The organism is Bartonella sp. CE47NXGY (genome assembly GCF_042195415.1).
Lineage (GTDB): Bacteria > Pseudomonadota > Alphaproteobacteria > Rhizobiales > Rhizobiaceae > Bartonella.
Genome location: NZ_JBHIOI010000017.1, coordinates 1 through 24,440, shown reverse-complemented (window position 1 = coordinate 24,440; position 24,440 = coordinate 1). Strand labels below are relative to the sequence as shown.

Below are 24,440 nucleotides of genomic sequence, written 5' to 3'. Positions count from 1 at the left end.
TTGACCAAACACGACGGAGAAAGTTATGGCCAATGTAGTTGTTGTCGGTACACAATGGGGTGATGAAGGCAAAGGTAAAATTGTAGATTGGTTGTCTGAGCGAGCAGATATCGTGGTGAGATATCAGGGGGGGCATAATGCTGGCCATACATTGGTTGTTGATGGAGTCAGTTATAAATTATCACTTTTACCGTCTGGTTTAGTGCGTGGCAAGTTATCAATTATTGGTAATGGTGTTGTTGTTGACCCTCATCATTTTGTTGCAGAAGTAAAAAAACTATGTAATCAGGGTGTAAAAATCACACCAGAAATTTTGCGTATTGCTGAAAATGCTCCTTTGATTCTTTCTTTGCATCGTGATCTTGATGCAATTCGAGAAAGCGGTTTATCTGGTTTAAAGATTGGTACAACAAAGCGCGGTATTGGACCGGCTTATGAAGATAAGGTGGGACGTCGTGCTATCCGAGTGATGGATTTAGCAGAAAAAGATACACTTATGGCTAAGATTGAGCGGCTTTTGAGGCATCATAATGCTTTGCGTCGTGGGATGGGTGTTGCAGAGATTGATTCTCGAGCACTTTATGATGAATTGATGCAAGTTGCGGATAAAATTTTGCCCTTTATGGATTGTACGTGGCGTCTTTTAGATGAAGGTTATCGAGGAGGGAAACACATTCTTTTTGAAGGTGCGCAAGGTGCTTTATTAGATAATGATTTTGGAACTTATCCTTATGTAACGTCATCTAATACAGTTGCTGGGCAAGCATGTACAGGTTCGGGGATGGGACCTGATGCAATCCATTATGTTTTGGGTATTGCAAAAGCTTATACTACACGCGTTGGAGAAGGGCCGTTCCCGACAGAGCAGATAAATGATATTGGTGAATTTCTGGGAGTGCGTGGACATGAATTTGGTGTTGTAACGGGTCGAAAGCGTCGATGTGGTTGGTTTGATGCTGTCTTAGTACGTCAGATGGTAACAATTTGCGGTGTTCAAGGTATAGCATTGACAAAACTTGATGTTTTAGATGGTTTGGATGAAATAAAAATTTGTATTGGTTATGAGCTTGATGGTAAAAGGATTGATTATTTACCTTCTTCCATGGGAGCTCAGGATCGGGTGAAGCCTATTTATGCAACATTAGAAGGTTGGAAGGAAGAAACAGCACATGCATTGAGGTGGGAAGATTTACCAGTGCAGGCTATTAAATATATACGCTATATTGAAGAACTGATTAATACAAAAGTGGCTTTATTATCCACAAGTCCAGAGCGTGAAGATACTATTCTTATTACGGATCCCTTTGTTAATTGATTATTGTTTTTAGATTTCTATATATGTTCTCTGTTCGTTTTTGTATCTTTTTACAAAAAAAGTTTTTAAGAGCACGTAAAAGAAAGGTGCAAAATAGCATTGTTTATTTTTCATATTCATTTTACATTATTGCAATAGTTGTACCAATATTAAATGGCAACCAATTTAGAAGGCTAAAATAAGGTTTTTTGGCTTTACTATTGATTTTTTCTCAGTTTAAGAGAGATTATAGAGGAAATGGTAGATTTCGTTGGAATCTTAAAAAAGACAATTAATGCACAAAATAATATTACACCACAAGTGCGTAAGCGGATTTATAAGCGGGCTACCGAAACACTAGAACATCAATTTGTAACAGCAAAAATACCACAAGCAATAGCGGATGAACAAAGAAAGATTCTTCAAAGTTCTATTGCAACTGTTGAAGGAGAATATTTAGCAGTTGAAAAGAAACGGCTTTCTTCAGTTATTGGGTGGAATCCCACAAATATAAATGAAGATAAGAAATATACAAAAAAAACTATATTACCAAAGAATAATGAATTGTCAGAGGTAAACATAAAAAGAAAGCAAGATTTTGTTACACGTTCAAAGGATAACAAGGTATTTGTTGAGCTTTGTGTATCAGATATACCAGATGCAGAGCCTGTTAATATGGAGGCTGATGTGCCTTCTCAGCATGTTAATAGCAGTGTGTTAAAGATTTCTCCTTCGCAGGAAGATAATCCGCATATTGTTTCGCACATTTTTTCTCAGGCTTTACGTCGTGCTAATAAATCGTTAGTGCAAAGGCGTATTGTGATAAGTGCTGTTTCTGTTGTTAGTTTTGTTGTTTTACTTGTTGGTATTTTTTTTGTTGGTGAGCGTGTATTTGTATCAAATGATCATCAGTTTTTAGAAGAAAATCTTCAAGCTTCTCACAGAGTACCAAAGGCATTTCCAATTAAGAGAAAGTTAACACAACGCTTATTAGAGGATGGAAGTGAAATTGATGTTGGTTTAAAACAAGCGATAGATTCTTCGGATGAAGAAGTATTCTCAACAGTTGTTGATAGCAATTTGCAATCGCTTGAAACATCAGGTGAAGCTGTTTTCTATCAAGCACGTACAAATTATGATGCAGAAAAGATAGCAACGGGAAGTGCTCGCTGGACACTTATAAAAGAGTCTCAAGTGAAGGGGTCTCCAGAAGAAACAACTATACAAGGTGATATAACAATTCCTGATGAAGGGATATCATTACGGTTAATTTTACGTCGTAATACCGATCAGTCATTTCCTGCTTCATATATTATGGACCTTATTTTTATTCTTTCGGATAAATTTTCAGGTAAAGCTATAAGCAATGTTCAAGCATTAACCTTTAAAGCAAGTGAACAATCCATTGGACAGGCTTTAACAAGAACCATTGCTGCAAAGATTAACGATGACTTTTTTCTTGTCGCATTGAGTGGAAATCATCCATTTCTTGATCGAAATTTACAATTGATGCGAGAATTAGATTGGATGCGTTTGGTGTTAACGGATAAAAACGGGCGTATAAGTGAATTAACCTTTGCAAAAGGACCAACAGGTAAGTCTATTTTTAATGAAGTTATTGGACAATGGCTTGCACAACAAGATAAGTTAACAGTTCTTGGTCAACAAAATAAAACATAGATGCAAAAAAATAAACGGCTGTGAAGAATTTTCTACGACCGTCTTTATCAATTATATACCAAATATATTCAATAAAGCTTTACATATCAATAACTTAAAGAATTCTATAGGCTAATTTACAAGTATAAAGCCAAGGCATGCTTTTTTTCATTTTCACATTTAAAGAATGTGCAAACCATTGGCTTTATACTTAACTCTAGGTTTTATACTTGACTTTGAGATAAAGTAGAATCTTTGATAGAGTTTTGCACTTTTTCAAATGCACGCATTTCAATTTGTCTTACTCGTTCTCGACTAATATTAAATTCACCAGAGAGTTCTTCTAGGGTTAGTGGTACATCGTTTAAACGACGCGCTTTAAATATACGCTTTTCGCGTTCATTGAGATTGTCCATGGCATTTATGAGCATGGAACGGCGATTTTCTAATTCACTTTTTTCAATTAAAATTTGTTCTTGATCGTTAGATTCATCCACCAACCAATCTTGCAACTCACTGTTTTCCCCTTCTTTTGTTCGAATTGGTGCGTTGAGTGAAGTGTCACCACCAAGCCTACGATTCATTGATACAACTTCATCTTCTGTGACATTCAACTGGATTGCAATTTTTTTCACTTGTTCTGCATTGAGATCGCCACTATCAAGTGCTTGAAGTTTACTTTTTAACTTACGAAGGTTGAAAAACAAACGCTTTTGATTAGCTGTTGTCCCCATTTTCACCAAACTCCAAGAGCGCAATACATATTCTTGGATTGATGCTTTAATCCACCATATTGCATAGGTTGCAAGACGAAAACCCCGCTCTGGTTCGAAACGTTTAACAGCTTGCATGAGTCCAACATTGCCTTCTGAAATGACTTCCCCAATGGGAAGTCCGTAGCCCCGATATCCCATCGCGATTTTAGCTACGAGACGCAAATGGCTGGTTACTAGCCTATGCGCAGCTTTTAGATCATTATGCTCACGGTAACGCTGAGCTAACATATATTCTTCTTTTGGCTCAAGCATTGGAAAACGACGCACTTCTTCCAAGTAACGGTTTAAACCACCATCACCTGTCATTACTGATAATAAATTCATATGGGCCATATAGCACCCTCCTTTTGTTTGAATTCCCTGATAAGGCAAATTCTATGTTTTAGATAGCTAACTATCCTCATAACCTCACTCTAGCATATTTTTCAATTTTGTTCAAAAAAAGATATTTTATTGTGAAATCTTGAGAAGGGGAAAAGTTTCAATTCATTTTTTTAAAAAGTTTAATAAGTTTAGCCATATCTTGAGGCAGTGGTGCGGAAAACGACATAACTTTACCGGTAGAAGGATGTTCAAAAGTAAGACTTGCAGCATGGAGTGCATGTCGGTTGAATTGATCGATTGCATTTCTAATAGTGGAGTTGAATGTGTTTGATTTTGTTTTAAAAGCGTTTCCATAAACTGTATCGCCTATGAGTGGATGCCCAATATGAGTCATATGAACACGGATTTGATGGGTGCGTCCAGTTTCCAAGCGACATTCCAGAAGGCTAGCAAAAGATGTTGAGTCTGCATGAGAGCCATATTTTTCAAGCAGAAAAACATGTGTAACAGCATGACGAGCATAAGGGTTTTGGTTATGGATGACAGCTTGCTTTGTCCGGTTATGGGGCGAACGGCCAAGTGATGCATCAATTGTCCAGACATTGCGCTGAGGTGTTCCCCAAATCAAGGCATGGTAGCGTCGATCTAATGCGCAGGTACGTCCATGATCAGAAAATTGAGCACTGAGACTTTTATGAGCTAGATCATTTTTTGCAACAACCATGACACCACTTGTATTTTTATCAAGACGATGGACAATACCAGGGCGTTTAACACCACCTATACCAGATAAACTATTCCCACAGTGGTAAATAAGGGCATTAACCAATGTACCGGTCCAATTGCCATTCCCAGGATGAACAACAAGACCGGCTGGTTTGTTAATAACAATGACATGATCATCTTCAAAAAGAATGTCCAATGCAATGGCTTCAGCGCTAGGTTCTGCATCACGAAGGTCCGGCATTTCCAATTCAATTATTTGGTTAGGTTTTAATTTTATTTTGGGTTCCTTTATGAATTGACCATCAATTTTAAGACAGCCTTCACGGATGAGAGTTTGCAAACGCGAACGTGAGAGCACATCATGATATTGTTTTGCGAGCCACTGATCAAGACGTTGCCCAAGAGCACCTTCATCCGTTATTTTCTGTATTACCATACGATTCCTATTAAGTTTTTAATAAGATTTTACCAGTACGAAATTGCTTTACTATCGAGAAACTCTTTAATTCCCCAATGTCCTCCTTCACGAGCGCGCCCAGAAAATTTTACACCTCCAAAGTAGCTTCCACTGGGTAATCCATGTCCATTAACTTCTACCATACCAGAGCGTACTTGTGCCGCAATACGACGACATTTGTTGCGATCTTGCGATTGAATATAGTTTGTAAGACCATACTCAGTCTCATTCGCTAAAGCGATGGCTTCTTCTTCTGTACTAAAAGAAAGAATCGAGAGAACTGGACCAAAGATTTCTTCTTTAAAAATACGCATATGAGGTTTTACATCAGCAAAGACTGTTGGACGGACATAATAACCGCGTTCCATTCCTTTCGGTAAACCAGTCCCGCCTGCAACAAGAGTTGCACCTTCATCAATTCCCGATTGGATAAGATCTTGAATTTTATCATATTGTTTTTTTGAAACAACGGGCCCAATATGATTTCCTTCTTGGCCGTTTGGTCCTACTTTTGTTGTTTCTGCAATATCTTTGGCTATTTTCACGGCTTTGTCATAGATGCTCTGTTCCACAAGCATACGAGTTGGTGCATTACAACTTTGTCCACTATTATAAAAGCAATGTCGTGCACCACGTTGAACAGCATCTGAGTCGGCATCAGCAAAGATAATATTCGCTCCTTTTCCCCCAAGTTCCAGACAGACTCTTTTTAAAGTAGCACTGGCATTTTTAGAAATATCTTTTCCTGCTCTAGTTGAACCAGTAAAGCTGATCATTTCTAAATCAGGATGTGCAGAGAGGTAAGAGCCAACAGTCGCACCATCACCATTGATTAAATTAAAAACACCGGCTGGAAGTGCGGCTTCATCTAAAAATTCAGCAAAAAGCATAGCAGAAAGAGGCGCAATTTCAGAGGGCTTTAACACCATGGTACAGCCAGCCAAGAGAGCAGGAATAACTTTAAGAGTTACTTGATTCATGGGCCAATTCCATGGCGTAATTAATCCTACGACGCCGATAGGATCGTAGTGAAGGATTGCTTGCTCATTTCCCTTTATTAAAGTTTTTTGGAACGAAAACTCTTTATAAGCTTCGATAAAATTGCGAATATGGGAACTTCCGGTTGCAGTTTGCGCATTAAGCGCCATATCAATTGGTGCTCCCATTTCCATTGAAATGGTTTTTGCCATGTCTTTGGAACGTTTTTCGTAGATCTCTAGAATTTTTTCAACAAATCCAAGACGCTCATTTGGTGATGTTGTTTTCCATTTTTGAAAGGCTTCTTTAGCCGCATTAATTGCTTTATCGGCATCTTTTGTACTTCCAAGGCTAATGACAGCACAAGCCTCCTCTGTTGATGGATTAATGACGTCAAAATCGTGAGGAGTGCTTGGCTCATCCCATAGACCATTGATATAAAATTTCCGTTTATTAAACATAATTCACTCCCTTTTTTCTATTTATATTTATATTTATATTTATGTAATTATGATTGTCTTAGTCTAAGCCTTTTTAAACGAGGATAACAAGGATAATCTTATAAAAACGTGAGAAATTAGATTATATCGTGATAATTGAGCATGGAGAATTCAATAGAGCAATGCTTATTGTATTATTGAGACTAGTTTCTTTTATGAAAAGGGAGAGAAAGAGAGGCATAGACAATTTTCTTGAAGTTTTTTTATCATGAAGTTTTCTTCAAAACAAATGAAATACGCGCTCTATGACACCATAAACTAGGCAATTTATATCGTAAATATGCAAAAGGCAGATTATGAATATGCATTATGGCACTATTTTTTTCATTAAAAAGTAACCATCAGCAAAAGGTTATTAACCTTCGTATGATAGTTTCTACGAATTCTTTTTGAAAAGGTTATTTTTCTCATTGCTATAAATTTGTTGGGTGCCATGCATAATTCGAAAACAAAATCTATTTCTACGTCTTCTTTTTCTGATGATGGTACAAAAGGTGCATCAAGAGAAGATTTATCTGTTAAGATTACTGAGATATTTCCTTATCCGGAAGTGTGGAAAAAGGCATTTGCCCTCGGAAAAAACGTCCGTTTCACGAGAACCCCAGAAGTTGAGATTTTGCGTCGTCGTATAGAAACAGATCCAGTTTTTGCAAAACAGTTTAAAATTTTTACGAAGCAAGATCAAAAAAAAATTACAGATACAGATATTGTACGTTGTAACAAGAAAACAACAAATATTCTTTCGACAAAAAAAGTCATTAATCCTCAATCAATAGAGAATAAAACATCAGTTTGTCATTCAACGGTTTTGAAGCAGTTGTCACGTCAAACTACTCGTATGCCGTCAGCAAATATTCCACTTGAGGAGGATAAACAAGAACGTAAATTACAAGTGGAAAATGTGCTACAAAAAATAAAACCTGCTTTGCATCTTTCCGATGATGCATTTTTTGAGTGTGAATCTTTGATATTTGAACATGTGGAGACTCAAACTTCAAAAGAGGATGGAATATCAATTGATACGACAAATGAAATTACACCAGATATTCCCACAGCCTTTGATGAGTCAATAACGGCTCTTTACCGTGTTCTTGAATACCGCTTTCCACAACTCTATGATTCAATTACATCAGAATCTCCAGCGGAAAGGATGCGAGGTGTTGAGAAAATTTCTGATTTAATGCATACAAATAATGATACTACTAAAGAGAGTCATTCTAATCTTTCTGTTGAAGATTCTGCTCATACGTTAAGTAATACAGGCGCGTTAAGCGATGCAGGGGCGAGTATAGAGACTGAAAATAGCAATAATACTGTCGCCAATAATACTGTTGATTGTATAAACAAAGCCGTCACAAAGAATTCAAAAGATTTTTCTGTGATGCAAGCAAACAGTAAAAATAAAACATTGCAATCTACTCGTATGCCATTAGGTAATTATGATTCTGCTTTTATGCAAAATATTCAATCTATTGACTGTGATGTTTATGAATTTCCTCCGATCAACTTATTACAGGAACCTGTTTTTCATGAAGGTACGATGATTCCTCAAGAAACATTAGAACGTGGTGCTGGACTTTTGGAAAGTGTTTTGGAAGATTTTGGCATTAAGGGTGAAGTTATCCATGTTCATCCAGGGCCAGTGGTAACAATGTATGAATTTGAACCCGCCGCGGGCGTAAAGTCATCGCGCGTTATTAATCTTTCTGATGATATTGCGCGTTCTATGTCTGCTATTTCTACACGCGTTGCTGTAATTCCTGGACGTAATGTTATCGGGATTGAGTTACCCAATGCGGTTCGTGAAACCGTTTATTTACGAGAATTAATCCAAACACGTTCTTTTCGTGAAAGTGAATTTAAACTTGCTCTTGCTTTGGGGAAGGGGATTAATGGTGAACCGGTCATTGCAGAATTAGCAAAAATGCCTCATTTATTGGTTGCAGGAACAACAGGATCAGGCAAGTCTGTTGCAATTAATACAATGATTTTGTCGATTCTTTATCGTATGACACCAAAGCAATGTCGTTTGATCATGGTTGATCCTAAAATGTTAGAGCTTTCTGTTTATGATGGCATTCCACATCTTTTAACACCCGTTGTCACAGATCCCAAAAAAGCAGTAACAGCTTTAAAATGGGCGGTTCGTGAAATGGAAGAGCGTTATCGCAAAATGGCTAAGTTAGGTGTGCGTAATATTGATGGTTTTAATGCACGCGTTGCACTTGCAGCTCAAAAAGGCGAAACAATCATGTGTACTGTTCAGTCGGGTTTTGATAAGGAAACAGGGGAAATGCTTTATCATGAAGAAGCCATGGATCTCACGCAGCTTCCTTATATTGTTGTGATTGTTGATGAGATGGCTGATCTTATGATGGTGGCAGGGAAAGAGATAGAGAATGCCATTCAGCGCTTAGCGCAAATGGCGCGTGCGGCAGGTATTCATCTTATTATGGCAACACAACGTCCTTCTGTTGATGTTATCACAGGTACAATTAAAGCGAACTTTCCTACCCGCATTTCTTTTCAAGTAACATCAAAAATTGATAGTCGTACGATCTTGGGTGAACAAGGTGCTGAAACGCTTTTAGGTCAGGGGGATATGCTTCATATGGCAGGTGGTGGACGCATTGTGCGCGTTCATGGACCTTTTGTCTCAGATGAAGAAGTTGAATCCATCGTTGCACATCTTAAAATGCAAGGAAAACCTGATTATTTAGCAACGGTAACAGATAATGAAGACGATAACAAAGAGGATACTTCTGCTGATTCAGCTGCTGAAATTTCTGAGGAAGAAAATTTTGATGAAGAGGGTGAGAAACTTTATAACCAAGCTGTAAAAATTGTTATGCGTGATAAAAAATGTTCAACATCTTATATTCAGCGCCGACTTTCAATCGGCTATAATAAAGCAGCTTCTCTCGTCGAGCGAATGGAAGAAAAAGGCATTGTTGGAGCCGCTAATCATGTTGGAAAACGTGAAATTTTACTCAATGAAGGAAAATAAACAAACGCATTTAAAAATATGCAATTTTTTAAATATCTGACAGTTATTATTTAAATGTGCTTGTTTTATTTTTTTATATAATATTAAAAATTTAAATGGAGAGTAATAAAGCAAAAGCGATCTTTTGTATTAAGACTTCTGATGAGGTAAACAAGCTGATATCAAAGGAGATTATGAGATGTTTTTAACATTTCTAAATGATCTGGAATATAAAGAAATTAAACAAATCTTTATATGAAAACAGATAATTTGTGTTCTCTTTTTTACAGAGAAATTTTTTAATAAAATAGTGCGGTGGCATATTTTTTGTTTTTTCTTTTGTAGCGATTCTAATGAAAGAAAGATCTTTGGGAGATTATTGAGAGCATCATAAGAAAAGTGTCCAATATGCAAGTTCTGTTGCATTGGGTACTTTAAAGCGCTACGCTGAATTTATTATCATTTGATATTATTGGCTCAAGAAAGGTGTTCTTACGAGAAGCTTTATTTGAAATAAGAGATTTTTATAATACAATATATTGATTTATAATAATTTATCAATATTCACAGTGAATAAAAGTCTCAAACATTGTAAGATTTTCTCATTTCAAATCTGTTTCTGTTGAAGTAATTAAAACCATTTTCTTGCGTATCATAATAATGTAGGAGTAAAAAAGTTAAAAAAATAAAAATGCGGCTTATGAATGCCTTCAAATGCCAAGAACTATTGGTAACATTAGGGGCTGAAATTAGTATAATGATGGTGCTAACCAGCTTTTTATAAGCATAAAAATGGTAATGCACAATGCCTTGATATCTTCTATAGGGACTTTTACATTACACCATTTAAGGATGCTGTCGTAAAATAAGCTTGGGGATCATGGGATATGTTTCGTTAAAGCAGGCGCATGAATGCGTAAAATAAGTGTATTCTTTTTGAGTACTATTTATGCGAGGGAGATGTTACTATTATTGTAATAGGATTTATTACAATAATAGGTGAATAAGCAACAAGAGCTGGAAGCTTCTTTTTATTTTTGTTTTGTTGATGAAACAGTCAAAATTTTGCTACAGACAATTGATATGAGATATCAAGTTATTTTAACCAGAACAGATAATTGTAAACAAATTAGCATTATTCATTTGAGAGTAAATCCAACATTGTTTTAATTATGCCATTAAAAGCGGATGAGTTAAAGTTAAATACAAATGAATTAAAATGTCAGCAAGAAGCTTTTCGTTTTACACCAGAGCTTTTGCCACGGCCTTTTACGTGGGAAATCGATCAGAATGGTTTGTTTTGTGAAGTCTCAAAAGAGCTAGCTGAAGTTGTTGGTCCTCTCTCTTCTTCTATTTTAGGGTGTAGTTTTCATGAGCTTGCTCATCAATTTAATGATGATCGATATCTGGTTCTCAGTCGTTTTATTGAAGCGGCTATGCCTTGGAGTAAAGAGATTGTTCAATGGCCTGTTGATGGTTGCTTACAATGGCTTGATGTTGAATTATCGGCTTTGCCAATTTTTGATGTTAAAAAGCAGCTTAAGGGGTTTCGTGGCTTTGGCGTTTTAAAAATACAAAAAAAAGTCCAAGAAAAAAGAAATGAAAAGCTAGCAACAGAAATGCCATGTCTTACGGAGATAGAACGCTTAGCTTTTCGTGAAATTGCAGAGCACTTGCGTGATGAATTGAATTCATCGGTAAAAGAAGAAAATTTAGTTGAAGAAACAGCTATTCAGTTACCATATGCACAAACATTGCCGGTCAATGCTATAGAACAAGCTCTCATAAAAGAGCCAGCTGCAGTTTTATCATTGTTGGATACAGCAACAGATGGTGTTTTATGGTTGGATGAAGAGGGCTTTATTCAATCAGCGAGTAGGGCAGCCTTAGCATTAATGGGTTATGAAATAAATGAACTACGAGGACAGCCATTCTCTTCATTATTTACTTTGCAAAGCCGACTTTTGGTTGAAAAATATTTTAAATCAATCCGTATAGAGGAGAAAAATCAGGTTTTAAATCGCAGTGAAACCGCTGATTTAATGACAAAAAATCATAAAAATATAACCGTTTTGATAACGATTGTATTTTTGGCAAAGCAAGGCAATTATGCTGTTATGTTGCGTGATAGGACACAAACAGTTCCATCAGGAGAAAAAAAAGCAGAAGAGGATAAAATCGTTGGAGTTGTTCATGAAATACGAACACCTTTGAATGCTCTTATTGGTTTTGCAGAAATTATGAGAGAAGGCCGTTTTGGTTCGATAGAAAATGAGCGCTATCATGGATATTTACGCGATATTATTTCCTCTGGAAAACATATATTATTGCTGATTAATCAATTACTAGAGTGCTCAAAGATAAATTATTCTGGTTCCAATAACCAGATTGATTCTTCCCTTATTTCTAAAACATTTGATGTGATATCTTGTTTACGTGCGACGATAGCTTTTCTTGAGACACAAGCCAATCAGAACGGCATTATCATGCGTATTGTTGCTCCACCTCACGTTCCATTTATTCCTGTATCACAACAAGTGTTTCGCCAGATTATATGGAATCTTCTTTCCAATGCTATTCGTTTTACACCTTTGGGTGGACAGATTATTGTTCACGTTTCTTATAGAAAAGAACGTGTAAAAATTTCAGTGAGTGATAATGGTATAGGGATGAACGAAGAAGAAATTATACAGGCACTGCAACCTTATGGTCAAGTAGAGCGCAAAGATGGCCGATCTGGTGATAGCGCTTTTATGGGAACAGGCCTAGGCCTCCCAATGTGTAAGGCAATGGTGGAAGAAAGAGGGGGGCAATTTTTACTGTTCTCAAAACCCAATTATGGAACAACTGTGGAAATGTTTTTTCCTCGTGTTCCATGATGTAAATCTTGTATAAAATTATTTTTTCTTAGCCAAAAGATCTCTAATTTCTGTTAAAAGTTGTTCTTCTGAAGACGTTTTTTTGGGGCTTTCTTCTTCTTTTCTACGAATTTTATTCATAGCCTTAACGAATAAAAAAAGAACCCAAGCAATAATGAGAAAATTGATAAGTAAAGTAATAAAGTGTCCATAGCTAATGGTTGCTCCAGCTGCTTTGGCGGCACTCAATGTTGCTTGTTTTTCGCCAGCAAGTTGAATAAACATATTAGAAAAATCAATCCCACCTGTAATCAGCCCAATGATTGGCATAAAAATATCATTGACAATTGAGTTGACCAAGCTACCAAAAGCACCCCCTATAATCACACCGATAGCAAGATCAATCATATTACCTTTTAGGGCAAATTCTTTGAATTCTTTAAGCATTGCGTTTTCCCCTTATATAAGCGATATACGGTAATTTACTTACCGCTTTTGATGAAAAAGGAAAGGGCAGATTTTATTTTTAGGATTATATTACAATATTAATATTATTTTCAAAGAACTTTATAAGGTTTAATAAAGAGCTTTAGAGTTCTATTTGAATGTATATAGAACATTTCCTAGAAAAAAGCTTTTTTGATAAAAACTATATCTGCTTTTTGCAACAGAAAGTAGAAAACTATAGCTTAATTTATATAATTGCCTCAAGATGTTTATGTTAACATTAAAAAGAGAGATTTTTACACAATACCACAAGTGAGTAGTGTTGAAAGTTGAGCTATCAGAAAGCTTCTCAAATGAAGTACATATATTGGCATAACGTATTGTTATAAAAAGAGAATTTAGGAATAAAAAATATATTTCAGCACTGATGGAAGAAATAGATAGATGAGACAGGAGTAAAACGTATAATTTAATTCCTCTTAATTCAGTAAGCGATAATAGCAATTAGGAGGGCATTATGGCTTAGCTATTTGTATTGAGTTGCATGAGCTAAATGGCGATAATTCGGATGGAAGAGACACATTTTATCTGCTGGAAGATTGTATCAGTTTGTAAATAGCAGAGCTCTAGGGTTTGCAAGATCATTTTGGTTTGGAAGTCGTTGGTATGATGTGTGAGTTCAATGATCAACTGTCATTACTTAAAATATATGTTAGACAGAGCACTTAATAGATGCAAAATTGTATTTAATGCATCAGAAATGGCAAAGAAAACAACGCAGATTCCTCAAAATTTTATCAATAGAGTACAAATTGATTGAGCATTCTGTTGCTCATAAATGGTGCAACAATAGTATGAATTTAGATGATTTTATGAACCATGTATCCTATAAATGCTAGGAAAAAATAGCTTTATAGAACAAGCTTTGTTTCTATTGAAAACAATATTATACAAAGGAACTTTGGGAATAGAGATAATTTTCCTGCATTTTTAAGAAAATTATGAGCTTTCCTGCATAAGACGTCATAAAACCATGACTATGGTAAGAGCCATTGATGTTTCAATTCATGCTGAATTTTATAAGATTAGGATTCATATTTTAATCTTTAAAAAATGTCGAAAAAGAGAAACATTTTTTAAGAATAAAAAGTTCTTTACATAGTATAACCAATATAAACATGTATGGCTATTATGTGATGAGTTTTCTTTTAGAAGAGGAATATTATTTGGATAATATGCTTGCTTTGATTGGAAATCTTTTGTGTTAAAAGGTAGAGGTGAGGTGCGATGGATCATTTTTATGTTGTGGAGAAGAATTGATGAGTTTTTTTCGTTGTATTGGCCGTTCTGCCTTATTTATGTTGGATCCAGAGCAAGCACACGGTTTAGCGATTCTCGGGCTGAAAAGTGGATTTAATGGCTGTCAAAAGGTTATCGACAAACGTTTGTGTGTAACTGTTTCTGGGCTTGAGTTTGAAAATTTTATTGGTCTTGCAGCGGGGTTTGATAAAAATGCAGAGGTTGTGGATGGTATTTTTCGTTTAGGATTTGGTTTTACTGAAATTGGGACAGTGACACCAAAGCCTCAGATTGGAAATCCTAAACCACGGCTTTTTCGTTTAAAAGAAGATGAAGCGATTATTAATAGAATGGGTTTTAATAATGACGGACATCAAGTTGTTTACAACAGATTGCGTGCATGTAAAAAAACTGGTGTTGTAGGAGTCAACATTGGAGCCAATAAGGATACGGTCGATAAGATTGATGATTATACTGTTGGTATTGCTCATTTTTATGATGTTGCTGATTATTTTACGGTTAATATTTCTTCTCCTAATACACCAGGTTTACGTGATTTACAGGCCCGTGACAGTTTGCATCTTTTGTTGAGTGCAATTTCGCAAGCGCGAAATGAGCAAGAGAACAAACATGGATTCTCCATTCCCATTTTTTTAAAAATTGCTCCCGATTTATCAGAGAAAGAATTAGATGATGTTGCTGAAGAAATAAAACTTTCTGATTTTAATGGACTGATTGTTTCCAATACGACTCTTTCACGCCAAGGTCTTAGCAATAGTCACTTCAGTAATGAAGAGGGAGGGCTTTCTGGACGTCCACTTTTTGAACGTTCTACTATTGTGCTTGCAAAAATGCGTCAAAAATTAGGGAAGGAGATTGCAATTATCGGTGTTGGCGGTGTAAAGGATGCACAGACGGCTTTGGAAAAAGTAAAAGCTGGTGCAGATTTGATTCAATTATACAGTGGGATGGTTTATGAAGGTCCAAATCTTGTCATAACTATTCTGCAAGAGATTTTGCAGATGATGCAACAAGATGGAGTTGATAACATAAAAGGCTATCGTGATCATAGTCTTGAGCATTGGGCAAAATTTCCTTTGTAAAAAACGCTTTTTTCTTCACAAAAAATTGCGAGTTTTGTTTAAAGGGGCTTGCAAACTTTGTTGATCTTCCTTATGTCACATAAGCAAAGGATAAATGTTTACGAAATCGTGAGCAGTTATAATGCGTTTGTTTTTTGTGCGGTTGTAGCTCAGTTGGTTAGAGCGCTGGTTTGTGGCACCAGAGGTCGTAGGTTCAAATCCCACCAACCGTACCATTTGTCTTGTTACAACTTTTCTAATTCTTATTTTTGGCGTTTTGTGAGGCGGTTAAAAGCCGCGCTTGGCGGGCTTTTTTGCGTGTGAGCCGTCACGGAGCAGAGACCTTGCACGGATGATTTTTTTCAAATTTTGCCCAAAACGGAATGATACGATCAATAATCGCTTGAAATATAAACGGGTTAACTGAATCTATGATTCTGATTGCAATTGCAACAATAAATATCTCTATCAGTATATTTATATATTTTTAGTATATTTTGTAAACCGAGAGCATCTTATTTGACTTTCATTATTATTGCTCATAATATAAACTATTAAGTTTAAATACATAAAATAAGTAAGCATAAATTTGCTAATATCTGCCATATTTTTGACACAATACTCTTGATTTTGTCAACTATATATTATAAACATGAACTTGCATGAAAGTGCATTCATATCTCTAGGGGGTGTTTCGGTGGTTGATTATGGGTAAGCCATTCTGGCGCGGGGACATAAGTAACTCTGGGGAATTTATTTATACACTAAATTGGAGAAAATAAATGGGAAGTTCAAGTAGTTCGCACGATTATTGCAGTGCCGATAATTTTAGTAGCAAATATAACTCTGGTAGTGCGTTTGGTGACAAGTATGGTGGTCACGTTGGCATTGCGAGTGGTGTTGTCGTAGGATTGGCAGCGCGTAATCCTATGGTTGGCATGACCGTAGGAAGCTTTGCGCAAGGTGTAGGCGATAAGTTCGGAGGCATCATAGGCGGTTATACTGGTTATGCTGTGGCTTCTGCTCAGTGTGGCACACAGTTGTTGGGTCAATCTATTGCTAATTCAGGTCGTGGGATGTTGATGCGCTTTTGATGTAGTTCTTTGGGTTATCCTAAAGCCTAGAACGGTGGTACTGTAAAAGGTGCCACCTTTATGTTTGGAATATTGCACAGGAGGAGCTATGGACGCGTTTGGTTTAGTGCTCGTTTATTTTTGTCTGTGGCTTGGCATATTGTATCTATTCCTCAAAACTATTGCTATTAATGGAAAAAGCATGTTAGGCAGGGAAAACATGGTTGCATTCATAGTGGCGGCATTGGTTGTTCCTCCTCTCATGTATGCCTTTGAGTATATAGTCGGTGTGCCGATAACATCTCCTCATGTTATTATAATTATGTTCTTTCTTTCTTTTTGCATTGAATTTATACCCAATATAGTAAACAATATAAAGTGCTTTAGTTTGGCCATTATCGCAAGTTGCCCCATTTTTTTCATCGCAGCTGGTTTTATGGTTATGAGTGATGGCGTTCTGTTAGATTTTTTTGATCTGCAGCTTTCGAGCTATATTTATCTGCTTTTCATTATTCCGTTGATGATAGAGGGGGCTCGCTATGTCCTAATTGCTAAAGCTTTGAAGGAAAAATCTATGTCCGTGCTAGATTTAAGCATTTGCATTGGTTGTGGGTTTGCCATAGGCATCTTTTTTGTGTCATCACTGCTTTTATCAGACCTTCGAGAAATCTATCAACAGATAGGTTTTGCAAACAGGGAGACAGTGAAAAAAATGTTTGATTATGCGGTGCTTGGTTTTGCTATTCTAATGGGCCAGGTTTTTTTGACATTTTTGATGGTTCTCTTTGTTACTACAAAGAAATATTATTGGTTGGTCCTTGATGTTCTTGCAGAGCTGTTTTTTAGCCTCTTTGTTTCTTATTCTATAGCGTTTGTTCATACAGACGATAACTATGTAATGGTTATAAAGTGGCTTTGTTTGCTGTCTGCTGTTTATTATATGTACGTGCGTTACATTAAATCAAAGAGTGTCAAGCTTAGCGTGATTAACCCGTTTAAAAAGAAAACTGAGTGAGAAGACAGGAGGCTATAGTTCTTTGGGTTTTATCCTAAAGCCTAGAGCAGCCACCCCAAGAGGGGCAGTTTCTGGAGCAATAGTAGGCGGGGTCCGTGACGCAGCCGCGGGTATTGCTAAAGCTGGTTGGGATTGTGTTCGCTCTAAGTGGTGAAATTGTTGTTTGACCTAGCTTTGTTAACAAGGTAAAGGCCTTGCTGAGGGGTACGCTATCAGCCTCTTAGCAGGGAGTTTCTCTTCCGCAATAATATCTTGGTATGCTTGGGAGGGCAAGGCGCTTTAAGGAAATTATATGTCTGACTTAATTTTTGGAATGCTGCTTAGTTTTGGGATAAGTTCCAGCCCTCGTGTCCTTAAAAACAATGGCTTGTTGGGCGAGCGCGTCATTTTGGGGGGGCTAGCTGGCCTTTCCTGCGCTATCATCTTCGCTTATCCACATAGTGAAAGTGGGCTTTCAGACTTATCTTTTTTGCTTTTGGTATGTTATCTTGGCGTGCTTTTAATTCTGCACGAGCGCTACTCATATAAATATTTAGTTCTTGGATTCTGTGGTGCAGTTGCTGCCTTGTGTATTGGGGCAGGTTTTGTATATTTGAGCTCTTTGTTGCCATTGCCTGCTTTGTCTGCTGCTAATAATAGCCAGCAGCAGGTGGTGCATTACATGAGTTTGGTTGCTGCAAACTATCCCTTTTTTATCCTTTTGATATCAGTTTTAACTGCGGAGCTTTTGCGTTTGTGGTTGCTTCGCGTATATAAGCCAGAATTAGCTGCGCGTGAGGTCCTTTATTTCGGGCTGGGCTGGGGTGTTCTAGACTTATGCTATAAGACCCTCCCAGCTCTTTTTCTTTACTTGAATTACCGTGTTGATAGGGCGCCACAAATGGCGGGCTATGTCGCATTTGAATCTTGTCCACAAGCGATCAGCTATCTTATTGCCGCGGGCATGATTGTATTGATGCATGGTGTAAATACGCGCTTTATGTATCTTGGTTTCCAAGATAAGCGCAAGGCCTATTTCTATCTGCCTTTTGTAATTCATTTTGCGGTTGATCTTTTGTCTATGTTTGGCATTTCTTCAGACTACGCAATATTAATAAATTCTATTTCTGAGGCTTACCATAATGCTTGACAAATTGACATTATCTGTTATCGGCGCTGTTTTTTGTCTGGTGCTGATTATTTTTCCTTTGATGAAGAAAAAAACATTGGTTGAACATTTGGTTTTCTTGCTCGTTGTTTTGTGTCTTGTTTTTCTTTATGTTTATGGCGCTGTGAGTTATTTTCCTTATTATGTTTTGGCGCTTTCGCTTATATTGGGGTACCGCTGGTTACTCTCTTTGGTTAAAGCGTTTAAAGGCACGAAGGCGATTATTGGGGCAAGCGCTGGTTGTTATGTGCTTTTGATTTTTTTTCTATACGGCTTTATGCGTATGATAGGTAGTTTAATTTTTGATTTTTCTGCTTATAGTACGCCTAATATTGTTTTTGCTGTTGGTCTATTCCCTATAGGCATGGCGATTATGCAGTTTTTTTTGCTCTATCATTGGGTGGCAGAAGATAATGGCAATGGTGTAGAGGCAGCACTGGGCGTGGGAATGGGGATTTGGGGGGCTGCTATAGGGCTTGCACTGCTTACATCTCTACCAGAAGCTGTGAAGATCCTAAAAGGAGCCTTTAGTCTTGATAGGGACGCCTTACTTTTTTTACTTGAGACGGTAATATATTATGCGTTTATTATAGCTCTGAGTCTTTTATCAACTTTCTTAATGCTTGTGGTTTTCCTTGATAAGAAATGGCGTTTTTTTGTTCTTATCTTGCTTTTACAATGCTTGGCGGCTTGGGCGCGCTTTTCATGGCGGGCCGCTGAGCCAGAACTTCTTGCAATTGGGCATTATACAATCGCTACTATTCTTATGTTTGCTCTTATGCGGCAAATTTATGATTTTGTGCAAGACAGATTATCCATGAAGAAAAATAGCAGTTACGCTGTAGTAAATGAGGGGGCATAATAATGTTGGTTTTATTTATTACTTCGCTTCTCGCAGTCCTTATTTATGGCGCTGTCATTTATAATTTTTTTCGCTCTACATTTAGTTGGATAAATGTGCTGTTGAGCGGCATAGTTTTTGGGGTGATTGTTCTGTTAGTATGGCGTTACTCGGAAACAGAACATAAACTTGATGCCTTACGTTTACTGCAAGTGCTTGGCGTTGTTTTTCTTCTATGTGTGTTTCATCATTTTCTGAAGTTCAAATTGGTTGTCGCTGGTGCTGTGGGATGGTTTGTTGCTAGCTGCATTGCTGGCGGGTTTATTGCTTTTTGGGAGCAATCTGTAATAAAAACGCTTTATATGATGAATATTGTTGAAACCAAGAGTCGTGCAGAGCAGGGGCTGGCGCTTGTTTTTTTATTTTTAACATTTTCGGTTTTTTTTGTTGTAGCAGAAGAAGCTATGCGTCGTTGGTTAGTTACTAAGTTTTATCGGTGCTCGCCTAGTTTGTTGTGGCGTTTGCCGCTGAATATTGGCATAGGCTGGGGTTTATGCGAATTAGTTTATAAGGCGCTAGGGCCTTTCCTTGTTTATAATGGCTGGCCTATTCGATCTAGGTTATTAGCCAATGAGTATGTAATTTTTTATTCCTGGACGCAAGCGAGTATTTTTTTGTGTGCTTTAATGAGCGTCATACTTATGCATATTTTCAATACATGCTTGGCGTATCGTGGTGTTGTTACGCGCTCTAAATTTTATGCGTGTGCGCCTTTTTTTGTCCACGCTATTGCTAACTGTTTCGGTGCAACAGTGCTGGTTACAGAGAAGGTTTGGTTTAATGTTGGGGGCAGCTTGTTTATTCTACTTTGTGTGATGTTGTTCATATATTTTGAAAGCAAAAATCCTTTAATACAAAACATAAAATTGCGCGCTTAAAGTGTTGTAGAGTGATGAATAATTTTGCGTACTCTAAGTATGGCTAGAGAGCCTGATACGCGCTTGCTGTTCTGCAAAAAAATAGAGAAGGTTAGCACCGACGTAACGCGTCCAGTACCAAGAGCGACGTCATTTCTGCACTAATTGGGGGGAGGGTGTGCCACTGTCCACGTGCATATGGGAGTTTGCAAATATGCTATCATGTAACTTTCTAGTATTTTCCTTTCTATTATCCTCCATGAGATTGAAGCCGGGAATCTTGAGGCCGGCGGTAACGCATTATTGCAAAGACAAACCCTGGCTAGGGTTTGGTCACCCGATTATGCAACGGGATGTCCGAGTTGATTTCTTTTTTTCACGCTTTCAGATGCCTATGCGCCCCTTCAGTTCGCTTGCGCGATCTATTTCGGACAATACAGGACTGCAACCCAATGTCGATTTTCTAATTGCAAGCATCATGAGCAAACATCGGGCTTCTCCTGAGCTGGGATTGTTGGCTTTTTTCGTTTGTCGTATGCCGATACTTCTCGCGCACTATCAAGCGCGGTTTAGTGCTCATTCCTTCGGTTTATCATCAAAGGATTTAAGAAAAAAATATAAAAAGGTCCCCAAATTATGGCTATAAAACATCACACCAAGCCAAATTTCTTGGGTATATGTCAGAGTATCACTTTAACCGCACCGATGCGTGCTTGCGGGCAAATCGATATTTCTCACTGGGAGTTAGCCCATAACTATTTAAAACAGGGCTTGTTACTCGAAGCCTTGCATCAGTTTTCAGTTCGATTCGCCACCATGGTGGCTAAAAACTCGGATCTCACTTATCGCTATCTCCCTGTTATGGTTGAACAGTTTTTCTCTACCACCCATTTTGATAGCGATCGGTTATGCGTTGAAGGACATATTGAACGCATTAATGAGGCCTACCGTATTCACTGTAAGGCTAGCACATATGACAATGGAAAGGCCGTTATTGCGCAGGCAATCATCATGGTCAGTAAGGTCTGCTTCCTTGGCTCGTGTTCTCAGAAAGTCGCTCTTCCATTACTAGGCGATTTATGTAAAATTTCCTCCGTAACCGGAGATTCTTGTACTTTTTCCTTTAATGCGCATCACCCGCTTTTTGAGGAACATTTCCCTTCCCGCGCCATATGTCCTGGTTCACTATTGATTGAGATGGTTCTGGCTTTAGCCACGCAGGGTAGGACGAAAAATATCGCATCTGTTGCGCTGAAAAAAGTAAAGTTCATTGAAGCAGTTTATCCGGGAGATACCTATCAGTTGACCATTAAACAGGATACAGAGTGTGAACCGGGTGGCGTTTTTTATATTCATACGGAAACTAAAAAACGAAGCACTTGCGGTAAGTTTTCTATCAAATATAAAAAGGAGGATGCGCCATGTTTAACATAATAATCTCTTTTATTCCGTGGAGTATTTACTCCTGGGTTATTAATGGAAACTTTTTAACTCTGGTCGAACGCTCTCTCATCTTAACTGTGATTTTATTGTTCATTATTGCTGTGAATATTAAAATTGTCCGGCAGGGAGAACCCGTGATGATTACTAACATTCTGACATTTATTGTCCTGTTTGTTAATTATTTCGCTGGATGGTCTACACTTTTACTGAACTACCCCACAGTTTTTTGCTATCTGTCACTTGCTCTGGTTTCATTGATTAGCTTGCTGGTAAAGAAACCCTTTACTATTTTTTATGCCAGTGCTGGTGTTTCTGAAGAAAAACGCAAACATATCCTATTTTATCTCATCAATAAATATATTACATGTATTTGGGTAATCATCTTTTTTGCCAATGGTCTTCTAGTGGCTTTTTTTACATGGACCCCCCAGATTTGGTTAATCACTATGGGTTTAATTTGTACTGGTATTCTTTTTTCTAAATATCTTCCTAACATCATGCAATATTTTTATCGCATCAAACATCATGGAGCATAATATGTCATTGTTTAACATTCTGACCGGAACCCCTTTATGGGCTTGGATTTTGCTTATTTTTCTCATTGCGAGGGGAATAATCGCATTGAAAGATAGGGAAACGAAGGTTTACCGCCTTTTTCTCTTGCCGTTAGTCTTTCTTTTTTTGGGCGCAAGCGATGTGATTAACCAGCTGGCTTTCCCACGCTGGGGAGCAATCGCAATGTTGGCAGGGCTGATGATCGGCTTTGGCGTTGGCTGGTTGCTCTGGCGTGCTACTGCGCGTTTAAAAATCAAAGAGGGAACGGATTTCATTATTCTGCCTGGTACGCCGTTGACGCTGACATTTATTCTTATCGCTTTTGTCATCAAATTCACATTGATTGTTTTTCTCAAGGTTGTACCTGATTTGAAATATGCATTTGATTTTAACCTTCTTTTTGGTCTTTTAAGTGGGTTTACTGGTGGTGTGTTGTGGGGCGGCACATTAAATTTATATATAGCATTTCGAAAGAATCCAAATTAATCCCTATACCATTAGCTGTGGGTACTTCCCATTAGAACTATCTCAATAGAAGCTTATTCCTAACAACAACGCTGCATACAAATGCAGCGTTGCCTCGTAGTTTCAGATTTTTTTATCCCAGCGCGTGAATAGGAGAGGGAAGTGATATATCTGACTATACCCCCTTGGGGGAAGAGCGAGCCTAAAGGTTTAGAATGCTATGAGTTTGAGCTAGCTGGACTTTGAGCAGATGGTTTATCGCTCATGGGAAATCATTTTGTTTTACGATTCAAAAAGAGGATAGTGATGGTCTCATTGGCGTAGGTGGGCAAGAAAACTGTTAGCTTGGCAATGCCGTCAACAATTTATAGAACTATGTTGTGGAACCCCTACGCAAAGCCGTTGCTATGATGGCATGATGCTTTTGTCAAGCATTATGATATGGGGAGGAACCGGTGTTTAAGGGTGCAGCTGCGGTCACTATACGATCCAGTAGCATTACGTTTTTACGTTTGAGTATTTAGGAGCGGTAGACTCTGTACAGGCTATGCGTGCAATATGTGAAGCACGCTTGTGGGAAGCAGTGTGCCATTATTGCGTTGTGCATGCAACCCTCTAGCTAGTACTTCATTGGTAAGGTTGTTTTTTGAAGCTGATTAATTATCTGGGTGTTTTTTAAGAGAACGTTAGCACTGATGTATCGCGTGCCGTACCAAGAAATCTTCCAAAAAAAAATTATTAAAAATACTAAAAATATATGTGCAAGATGAACAAATGCTTGCTGAGGATATTGTATCAACGACTGTAGCTGCTTAAGGGCACATAATCTTGGGGGGCATAATGTTGTATAAAAAATCATGAAGTCCAAAAAACTCGTAAAGGTGCATTGCACTTCTCCTTTGAGAATTTGGCATTTCCTCTTAGCTTAATACGTTCTCATTATGATATAAACCCCTTGGTTCACCAGAACACCCTCTTGTGATGCGTTTTTCTGCTGATGCTCAAGAGATCTTTCGTGAATGGATGCAAAAGATTTTTAAAGAAGCCAAAGAGAATGACCTTTCTGAAAGCTTACAAGCGCATCTTTTGAAAATGCCTAAGACCATAGTAAGTCTTGCATTGATTTTTGAATTAACCGAAGGGGGGCGTTTTGAAATCAATAAAGATGCCCTTCAAACAGCCTTGCGATGGGAAAAATATTTGTTAAGTCATGTCAAAAGGCTCTATGCGGCGGCGGATAGCTTAGCAACAGAGGGGGCAAAATTGATTGTCGAGCGCTGTGATCATTTACCCGATGTTTTTACGGCAAGAGATATCTATAGACGGTGTTGGAGATCTTTAAAAGACAATGGAGCCGTTAAGCAAGCTTTAGAGCTTTTATGTCGTTGTAACTATATTCGTGAATTTCCTATAGAGGGGAATGAATTAGGTCGGCGTCCTGATAGACGGTATGAATGGAATCCTTTGGTTAAAAACAACAGCATAAAACAATAAAGAAATCTCTTTTGAAGTCTTTAAGACAACCACGCAAAACTCTTTTTATGGCATTCTCATCAAGGAACTTTTTTCCAAAAGCAAATGATCTGAGTGACCTTATC

At 37.6% G+C, this 24,440-nt stretch carries 20 protein-coding genes and 1 tRNA gene; 17 read left to right on the top strand and 4 right to left on the bottom strand.

The window, feature by feature from the left end:
- Nucleotides 1-25: 25 nt before the first annotated feature.
- Together ACFIL3_RS06240 and ACFIL3_RS06235 are read left to right on the top strand one after the other, a co-directional pair.
- Nucleotides 26-1,315 (top strand): adenylosuccinate synthase, encoded by a 1,290-nt coding sequence (locus ACFIL3_RS06240; protein WP_375613716.1) that lies wholly within the window; start codon nt 26-28, stop codon nt 1,313-1,315.
- A 237-nt stretch (nt 1,316-1,552) separates the two neighbouring features.
- Entirely contained in the window at nt 1,553-2,974 is a 1,422-nt protein-coding gene (locus tag ACFIL3_RS06235) for a hypothetical protein (protein ID WP_375613715.1), read from the top strand.
- A 203-nt stretch (nt 2,975-3,177) separates the two neighbouring features.
- Here the strand turns inward: ACFIL3_RS06235 and rpoH are convergent, their stop codons facing one another.
- The 3 genes from rpoH to ACFIL3_RS06220 all read right to left on the bottom strand — a co-directional run bounded on the left by rpoH (nt 3,178) and on the right by ACFIL3_RS06220 (nt 6,675).
- Entirely contained in the window at nt 3,178-4,062 is an 885-nt protein-coding gene (gene rpoH, locus ACFIL3_RS06230; RefSeq protein ID WP_273790355.1) for an RNA polymerase sigma factor RpoH, read from the bottom strand.
- A gap of 148 nt (nt 4,063-4,210) precedes the next feature.
- The gene (locus ACFIL3_RS06225; RefSeq protein WP_375650654.1) at nt 4,211-5,215 is read right to left on the bottom strand and encodes an RluA family pseudouridine synthase; all 1,005 of its coding nucleotides are present in this window, start codon (nt 5,213-5,215) and stop codon (nt 4,211-4,213) included.
- 29 nt (nt 5,216-5,244) lie between these two features.
- Entirely contained in the window at nt 5,245-6,675 is a 1,431-nt protein-coding gene (locus ACFIL3_RS06220; protein ID WP_375681935.1) for an aldehyde dehydrogenase family protein, read from the bottom strand.
- A 472-nt stretch (nt 6,676-7,147) separates the two neighbouring features.
- Here ACFIL3_RS06220 and ACFIL3_RS06215 point away from each other — a divergent pair, with 472 nt between their 5' ends.
- The gene (locus ACFIL3_RS06215) at nt 7,148-9,721 is read left to right on the top strand and encodes a DNA translocase FtsK (RefSeq protein WP_375681934.1); all 2,574 of its coding nucleotides are present in this window, start codon (nt 7,148-7,150) and stop codon (nt 9,719-9,721) included.
- Between the two features lie 1,151 nt (nt 9,722-10,872).
- The gene (locus ACFIL3_RS06210; protein ID WP_375681933.1) at nt 10,873-12,579 is read left to right on the top strand and encodes an ATP-binding protein; all 1,707 of its coding nucleotides are present in this window, start codon (nt 10,873-10,875) and stop codon (nt 12,577-12,579) included.
- A gap of 18 nt (nt 12,580-12,597) precedes the next feature.
- On the opposite strand, the gene mscL is transcribed toward ACFIL3_RS06210, so the two are convergent.
- Nucleotides 12,598-13,005 carry a large conductance mechanosensitive channel protein MscL gene (mscL, locus tag ACFIL3_RS06205; protein ID WP_026500234.1) on the bottom strand — a complete coding sequence of 136 codons (408 nt, stop codon included), beginning with the start codon at nt 13,003-13,005 and terminating at the stop codon, nt 12,598-12,600.
- 1,319 nt (nt 13,006-14,324) lie between these two features.
- Between mscL and ACFIL3_RS06200 the strand changes: the two genes are divergently transcribed.
- The 13 genes from ACFIL3_RS06200 to ACFIL3_RS06140 all read left to right on the top strand — a co-directional run bounded on the left by ACFIL3_RS06200 (nt 14,325) and on the right by ACFIL3_RS06140 (nt 24,336).
- Nucleotides 14,325-15,407 (top strand): quinone-dependent dihydroorotate dehydrogenase, encoded by a 1,083-nt coding sequence (locus ACFIL3_RS06200; protein WP_375681932.1) that lies wholly within the window; start codon nt 14,325-14,327, stop codon nt 15,405-15,407.
- A 138-nt stretch (nt 15,408-15,545) separates the two neighbouring features.
- Nucleotides 15,546-15,622, top strand: a tRNA-His gene (locus ACFIL3_RS06195).
- A gap of 546 nt (nt 15,623-16,168) precedes the next feature.
- Nucleotides 16,169-16,480 carry a hypothetical protein gene (locus tag ACFIL3_RS06190; protein WP_375674661.1) on the top strand — a complete coding sequence of 104 codons (312 nt, stop codon included), beginning with the start codon at nt 16,169-16,171 and terminating at the stop codon, nt 16,478-16,480.
- Between the two features lie 88 nt (nt 16,481-16,568).
- Nucleotides 16,569-17,474, top strand: a complete 906-nt coding sequence (locus ACFIL3_RS06185) for a hypothetical protein (RefSeq protein WP_375674663.1) — start codon at nt 16,569-16,571, stop codon at nt 17,472-17,474.
- Between the two features lie 22 nt (nt 17,475-17,496).
- Complete coding sequence (locus ACFIL3_RS06180; protein ID WP_375674665.1) at nt 17,497-17,628, top strand: hypothetical protein; 132 nt, start codon at nt 17,497-17,499, stop codon at nt 17,626-17,628.
- A gap of 138 nt (nt 17,629-17,766) precedes the next feature.
- Nucleotides 17,767-18,603 (top strand): hypothetical protein, encoded by an 837-nt coding sequence (locus ACFIL3_RS06175; protein ID WP_375674668.1) that lies wholly within the window; start codon nt 17,767-17,769, stop codon nt 18,601-18,603.
- Complete coding sequence (locus tag ACFIL3_RS06170; protein ID WP_375674670.1) at nt 18,596-19,483, top strand: hypothetical protein; 888 nt, start codon at nt 18,596-18,598, stop codon at nt 19,481-19,483. The genes ACFIL3_RS06175 and ACFIL3_RS06170 overlap by 8 nt, the downstream gene beginning before the upstream one ends.
- Before the next feature lie 2 nt (nt 19,484-19,485).
- On the top strand, nt 19,486-20,400 hold the full coding sequence (locus ACFIL3_RS06165) for a hypothetical protein (protein ID WP_375674672.1): 915 nt from the start codon (nt 19,486-19,488) through the stop codon (nt 20,398-20,400).
- A gap of 322 nt (nt 20,401-20,722) precedes the next feature.
- Nucleotides 20,723-21,025, top strand: coding sequence for a hypothetical protein (locus tag ACFIL3_RS06160; RefSeq protein WP_375652970.1), 303 nt, complete (start codon nt 20,723-20,725; stop codon nt 21,023-21,025).
- The gene (locus ACFIL3_RS06155; RefSeq protein WP_375650417.1) at nt 21,016-21,813 is read left to right on the top strand and encodes a beta-hydroxyacyl-ACP dehydratase; all 798 of its coding nucleotides are present in this window, start codon (nt 21,016-21,018) and stop codon (nt 21,811-21,813) included. Before ACFIL3_RS06160 ends, ACFIL3_RS06155 begins: the two co-directional genes overlap by 10 nt.
- Complete coding sequence (locus ACFIL3_RS06150) at nt 21,801-22,358, top strand: hypothetical protein (protein ID WP_375650414.1); 558 nt, start codon at nt 21,801-21,803, stop codon at nt 22,356-22,358. The genes ACFIL3_RS06155 and ACFIL3_RS06150 overlap by 13 nt, the downstream gene beginning before the upstream one ends.
- Before the next feature lies 1 nt (nt 22,359).
- The gene (locus ACFIL3_RS06145) at nt 22,360-22,863 is read left to right on the top strand and encodes a DUF6622 family protein (protein WP_074380593.1); all 504 of its coding nucleotides are present in this window, start codon (nt 22,360-22,362) and stop codon (nt 22,861-22,863) included.
- 960 nt (nt 22,864-23,823) lie between these two features.
- Nucleotides 23,824-24,336, top strand: a complete 513-nt coding sequence (locus tag ACFIL3_RS06140) for a DUF3987 domain-containing protein (RefSeq protein ID WP_375681937.1) — start codon at nt 23,824-23,826, stop codon at nt 24,334-24,336.
- Nucleotides 24,337-24,440: the final 104 nt, after the last annotated feature.

Excerpts from the sequence above, each read along its gene's own strand:
- ACFIL3_RS06200 (WP_375681932.1), top strand. The coding sequence starts at position 14,325 with ATGAGTTTTTTTCGTTGTATTGGCCGTTCTGCCTTATTTATGTTGGAT.
- ACFIL3_RS06140 (WP_375681937.1), top strand. The coding sequence starts at position 23,824 with ATGCGTTTTTCTGCTGATGCTCAAGAGATCTTTCGTGAATGGATGCAA.
- ACFIL3_RS06150 (WP_375650414.1), top strand. The coding sequence starts at position 21,801 with ATGTTTAACATAATAATCTCTTTTATTCCGTGGAGTATTTACTCCTGG.
- ACFIL3_RS06155 (WP_375650417.1), top strand. The coding sequence starts at position 21,016 with ATGGCTATAAAACATCACACCAAGCCAAATTTCTTGGGTATATGTCAG.
- ACFIL3_RS06240 (WP_375613716.1), top strand. The coding sequence starts at position 26 with ATGGCCAATGTAGTTGTTGTCGGTACACAATGGGGTGATGAAGGCAAA.
- ACFIL3_RS06210 (WP_375681933.1), top strand. The coding sequence starts at position 10,873 with ATGCCATTAAAAGCGGATGAGTTAAAGTTAAATACAAATGAATTAAAA.
- mscL (WP_026500234.1), bottom strand. The coding sequence starts at position 13,005 with ATGCTTAAAGAATTCAAAGAATTTGCCCTAAAAGGTAATATGATTGAT.
- ACFIL3_RS06160 (WP_375652970.1), top strand. The coding sequence starts at position 20,723 with ATGCAACGGGATGTCCGAGTTGATTTCTTTTTTTCACGCTTTCAGATG.
- rpoH (WP_273790355.1), bottom strand. The coding sequence starts at position 4,062 with ATGGCCCATATGAATTTATTATCAGTAATGACAGGTGATGGTGGTTTA.
- ACFIL3_RS06175 (WP_375674668.1), top strand. The coding sequence starts at position 17,767 with ATGTCTGACTTAATTTTTGGAATGCTGCTTAGTTTTGGGATAAGTTCC.
- ACFIL3_RS06215 (WP_375681934.1), top strand. The coding sequence starts at position 7,148 with ATGCATAATTCGAAAACAAAATCTATTTCTACGTCTTCTTTTTCTGAT.
- ACFIL3_RS06185 (WP_375674663.1), top strand. The coding sequence starts at position 16,569 with ATGGACGCGTTTGGTTTAGTGCTCGTTTATTTTTGTCTGTGGCTTGGC.
- ACFIL3_RS06170 (WP_375674670.1), top strand. The coding sequence starts at position 18,596 with ATGCTTGACAAATTGACATTATCTGTTATCGGCGCTGTTTTTTGTCTG.
- ACFIL3_RS06145 (WP_074380593.1), top strand. The coding sequence starts at position 22,360 with ATGTCATTGTTTAACATTCTGACCGGAACCCCTTTATGGGCTTGGATT.
- ACFIL3_RS06235 (WP_375613715.1), top strand. The coding sequence starts at position 1,553 with ATGGTAGATTTCGTTGGAATCTTAAAAAAGACAATTAATGCACAAAAT.
- ACFIL3_RS06220 (WP_375681935.1), bottom strand. The coding sequence starts at position 6,675 with ATGTTTAATAAACGGAAATTTTATATCAATGGTCTATGGGATGAGCCA.
- ACFIL3_RS06165 (WP_375674672.1), top strand. The coding sequence starts at position 19,486 with ATGTTGGTTTTATTTATTACTTCGCTTCTCGCAGTCCTTATTTATGGC.
- ACFIL3_RS06190 (WP_375674661.1), top strand. The coding sequence starts at position 16,169 with ATGGGAAGTTCAAGTAGTTCGCACGATTATTGCAGTGCCGATAATTTT.
- ACFIL3_RS06225 (WP_375650654.1), bottom strand. The coding sequence starts at position 5,215 with ATGGTAATACAGAAAATAACGGATGAAGGTGCTCTTGGGCAACGTCTT.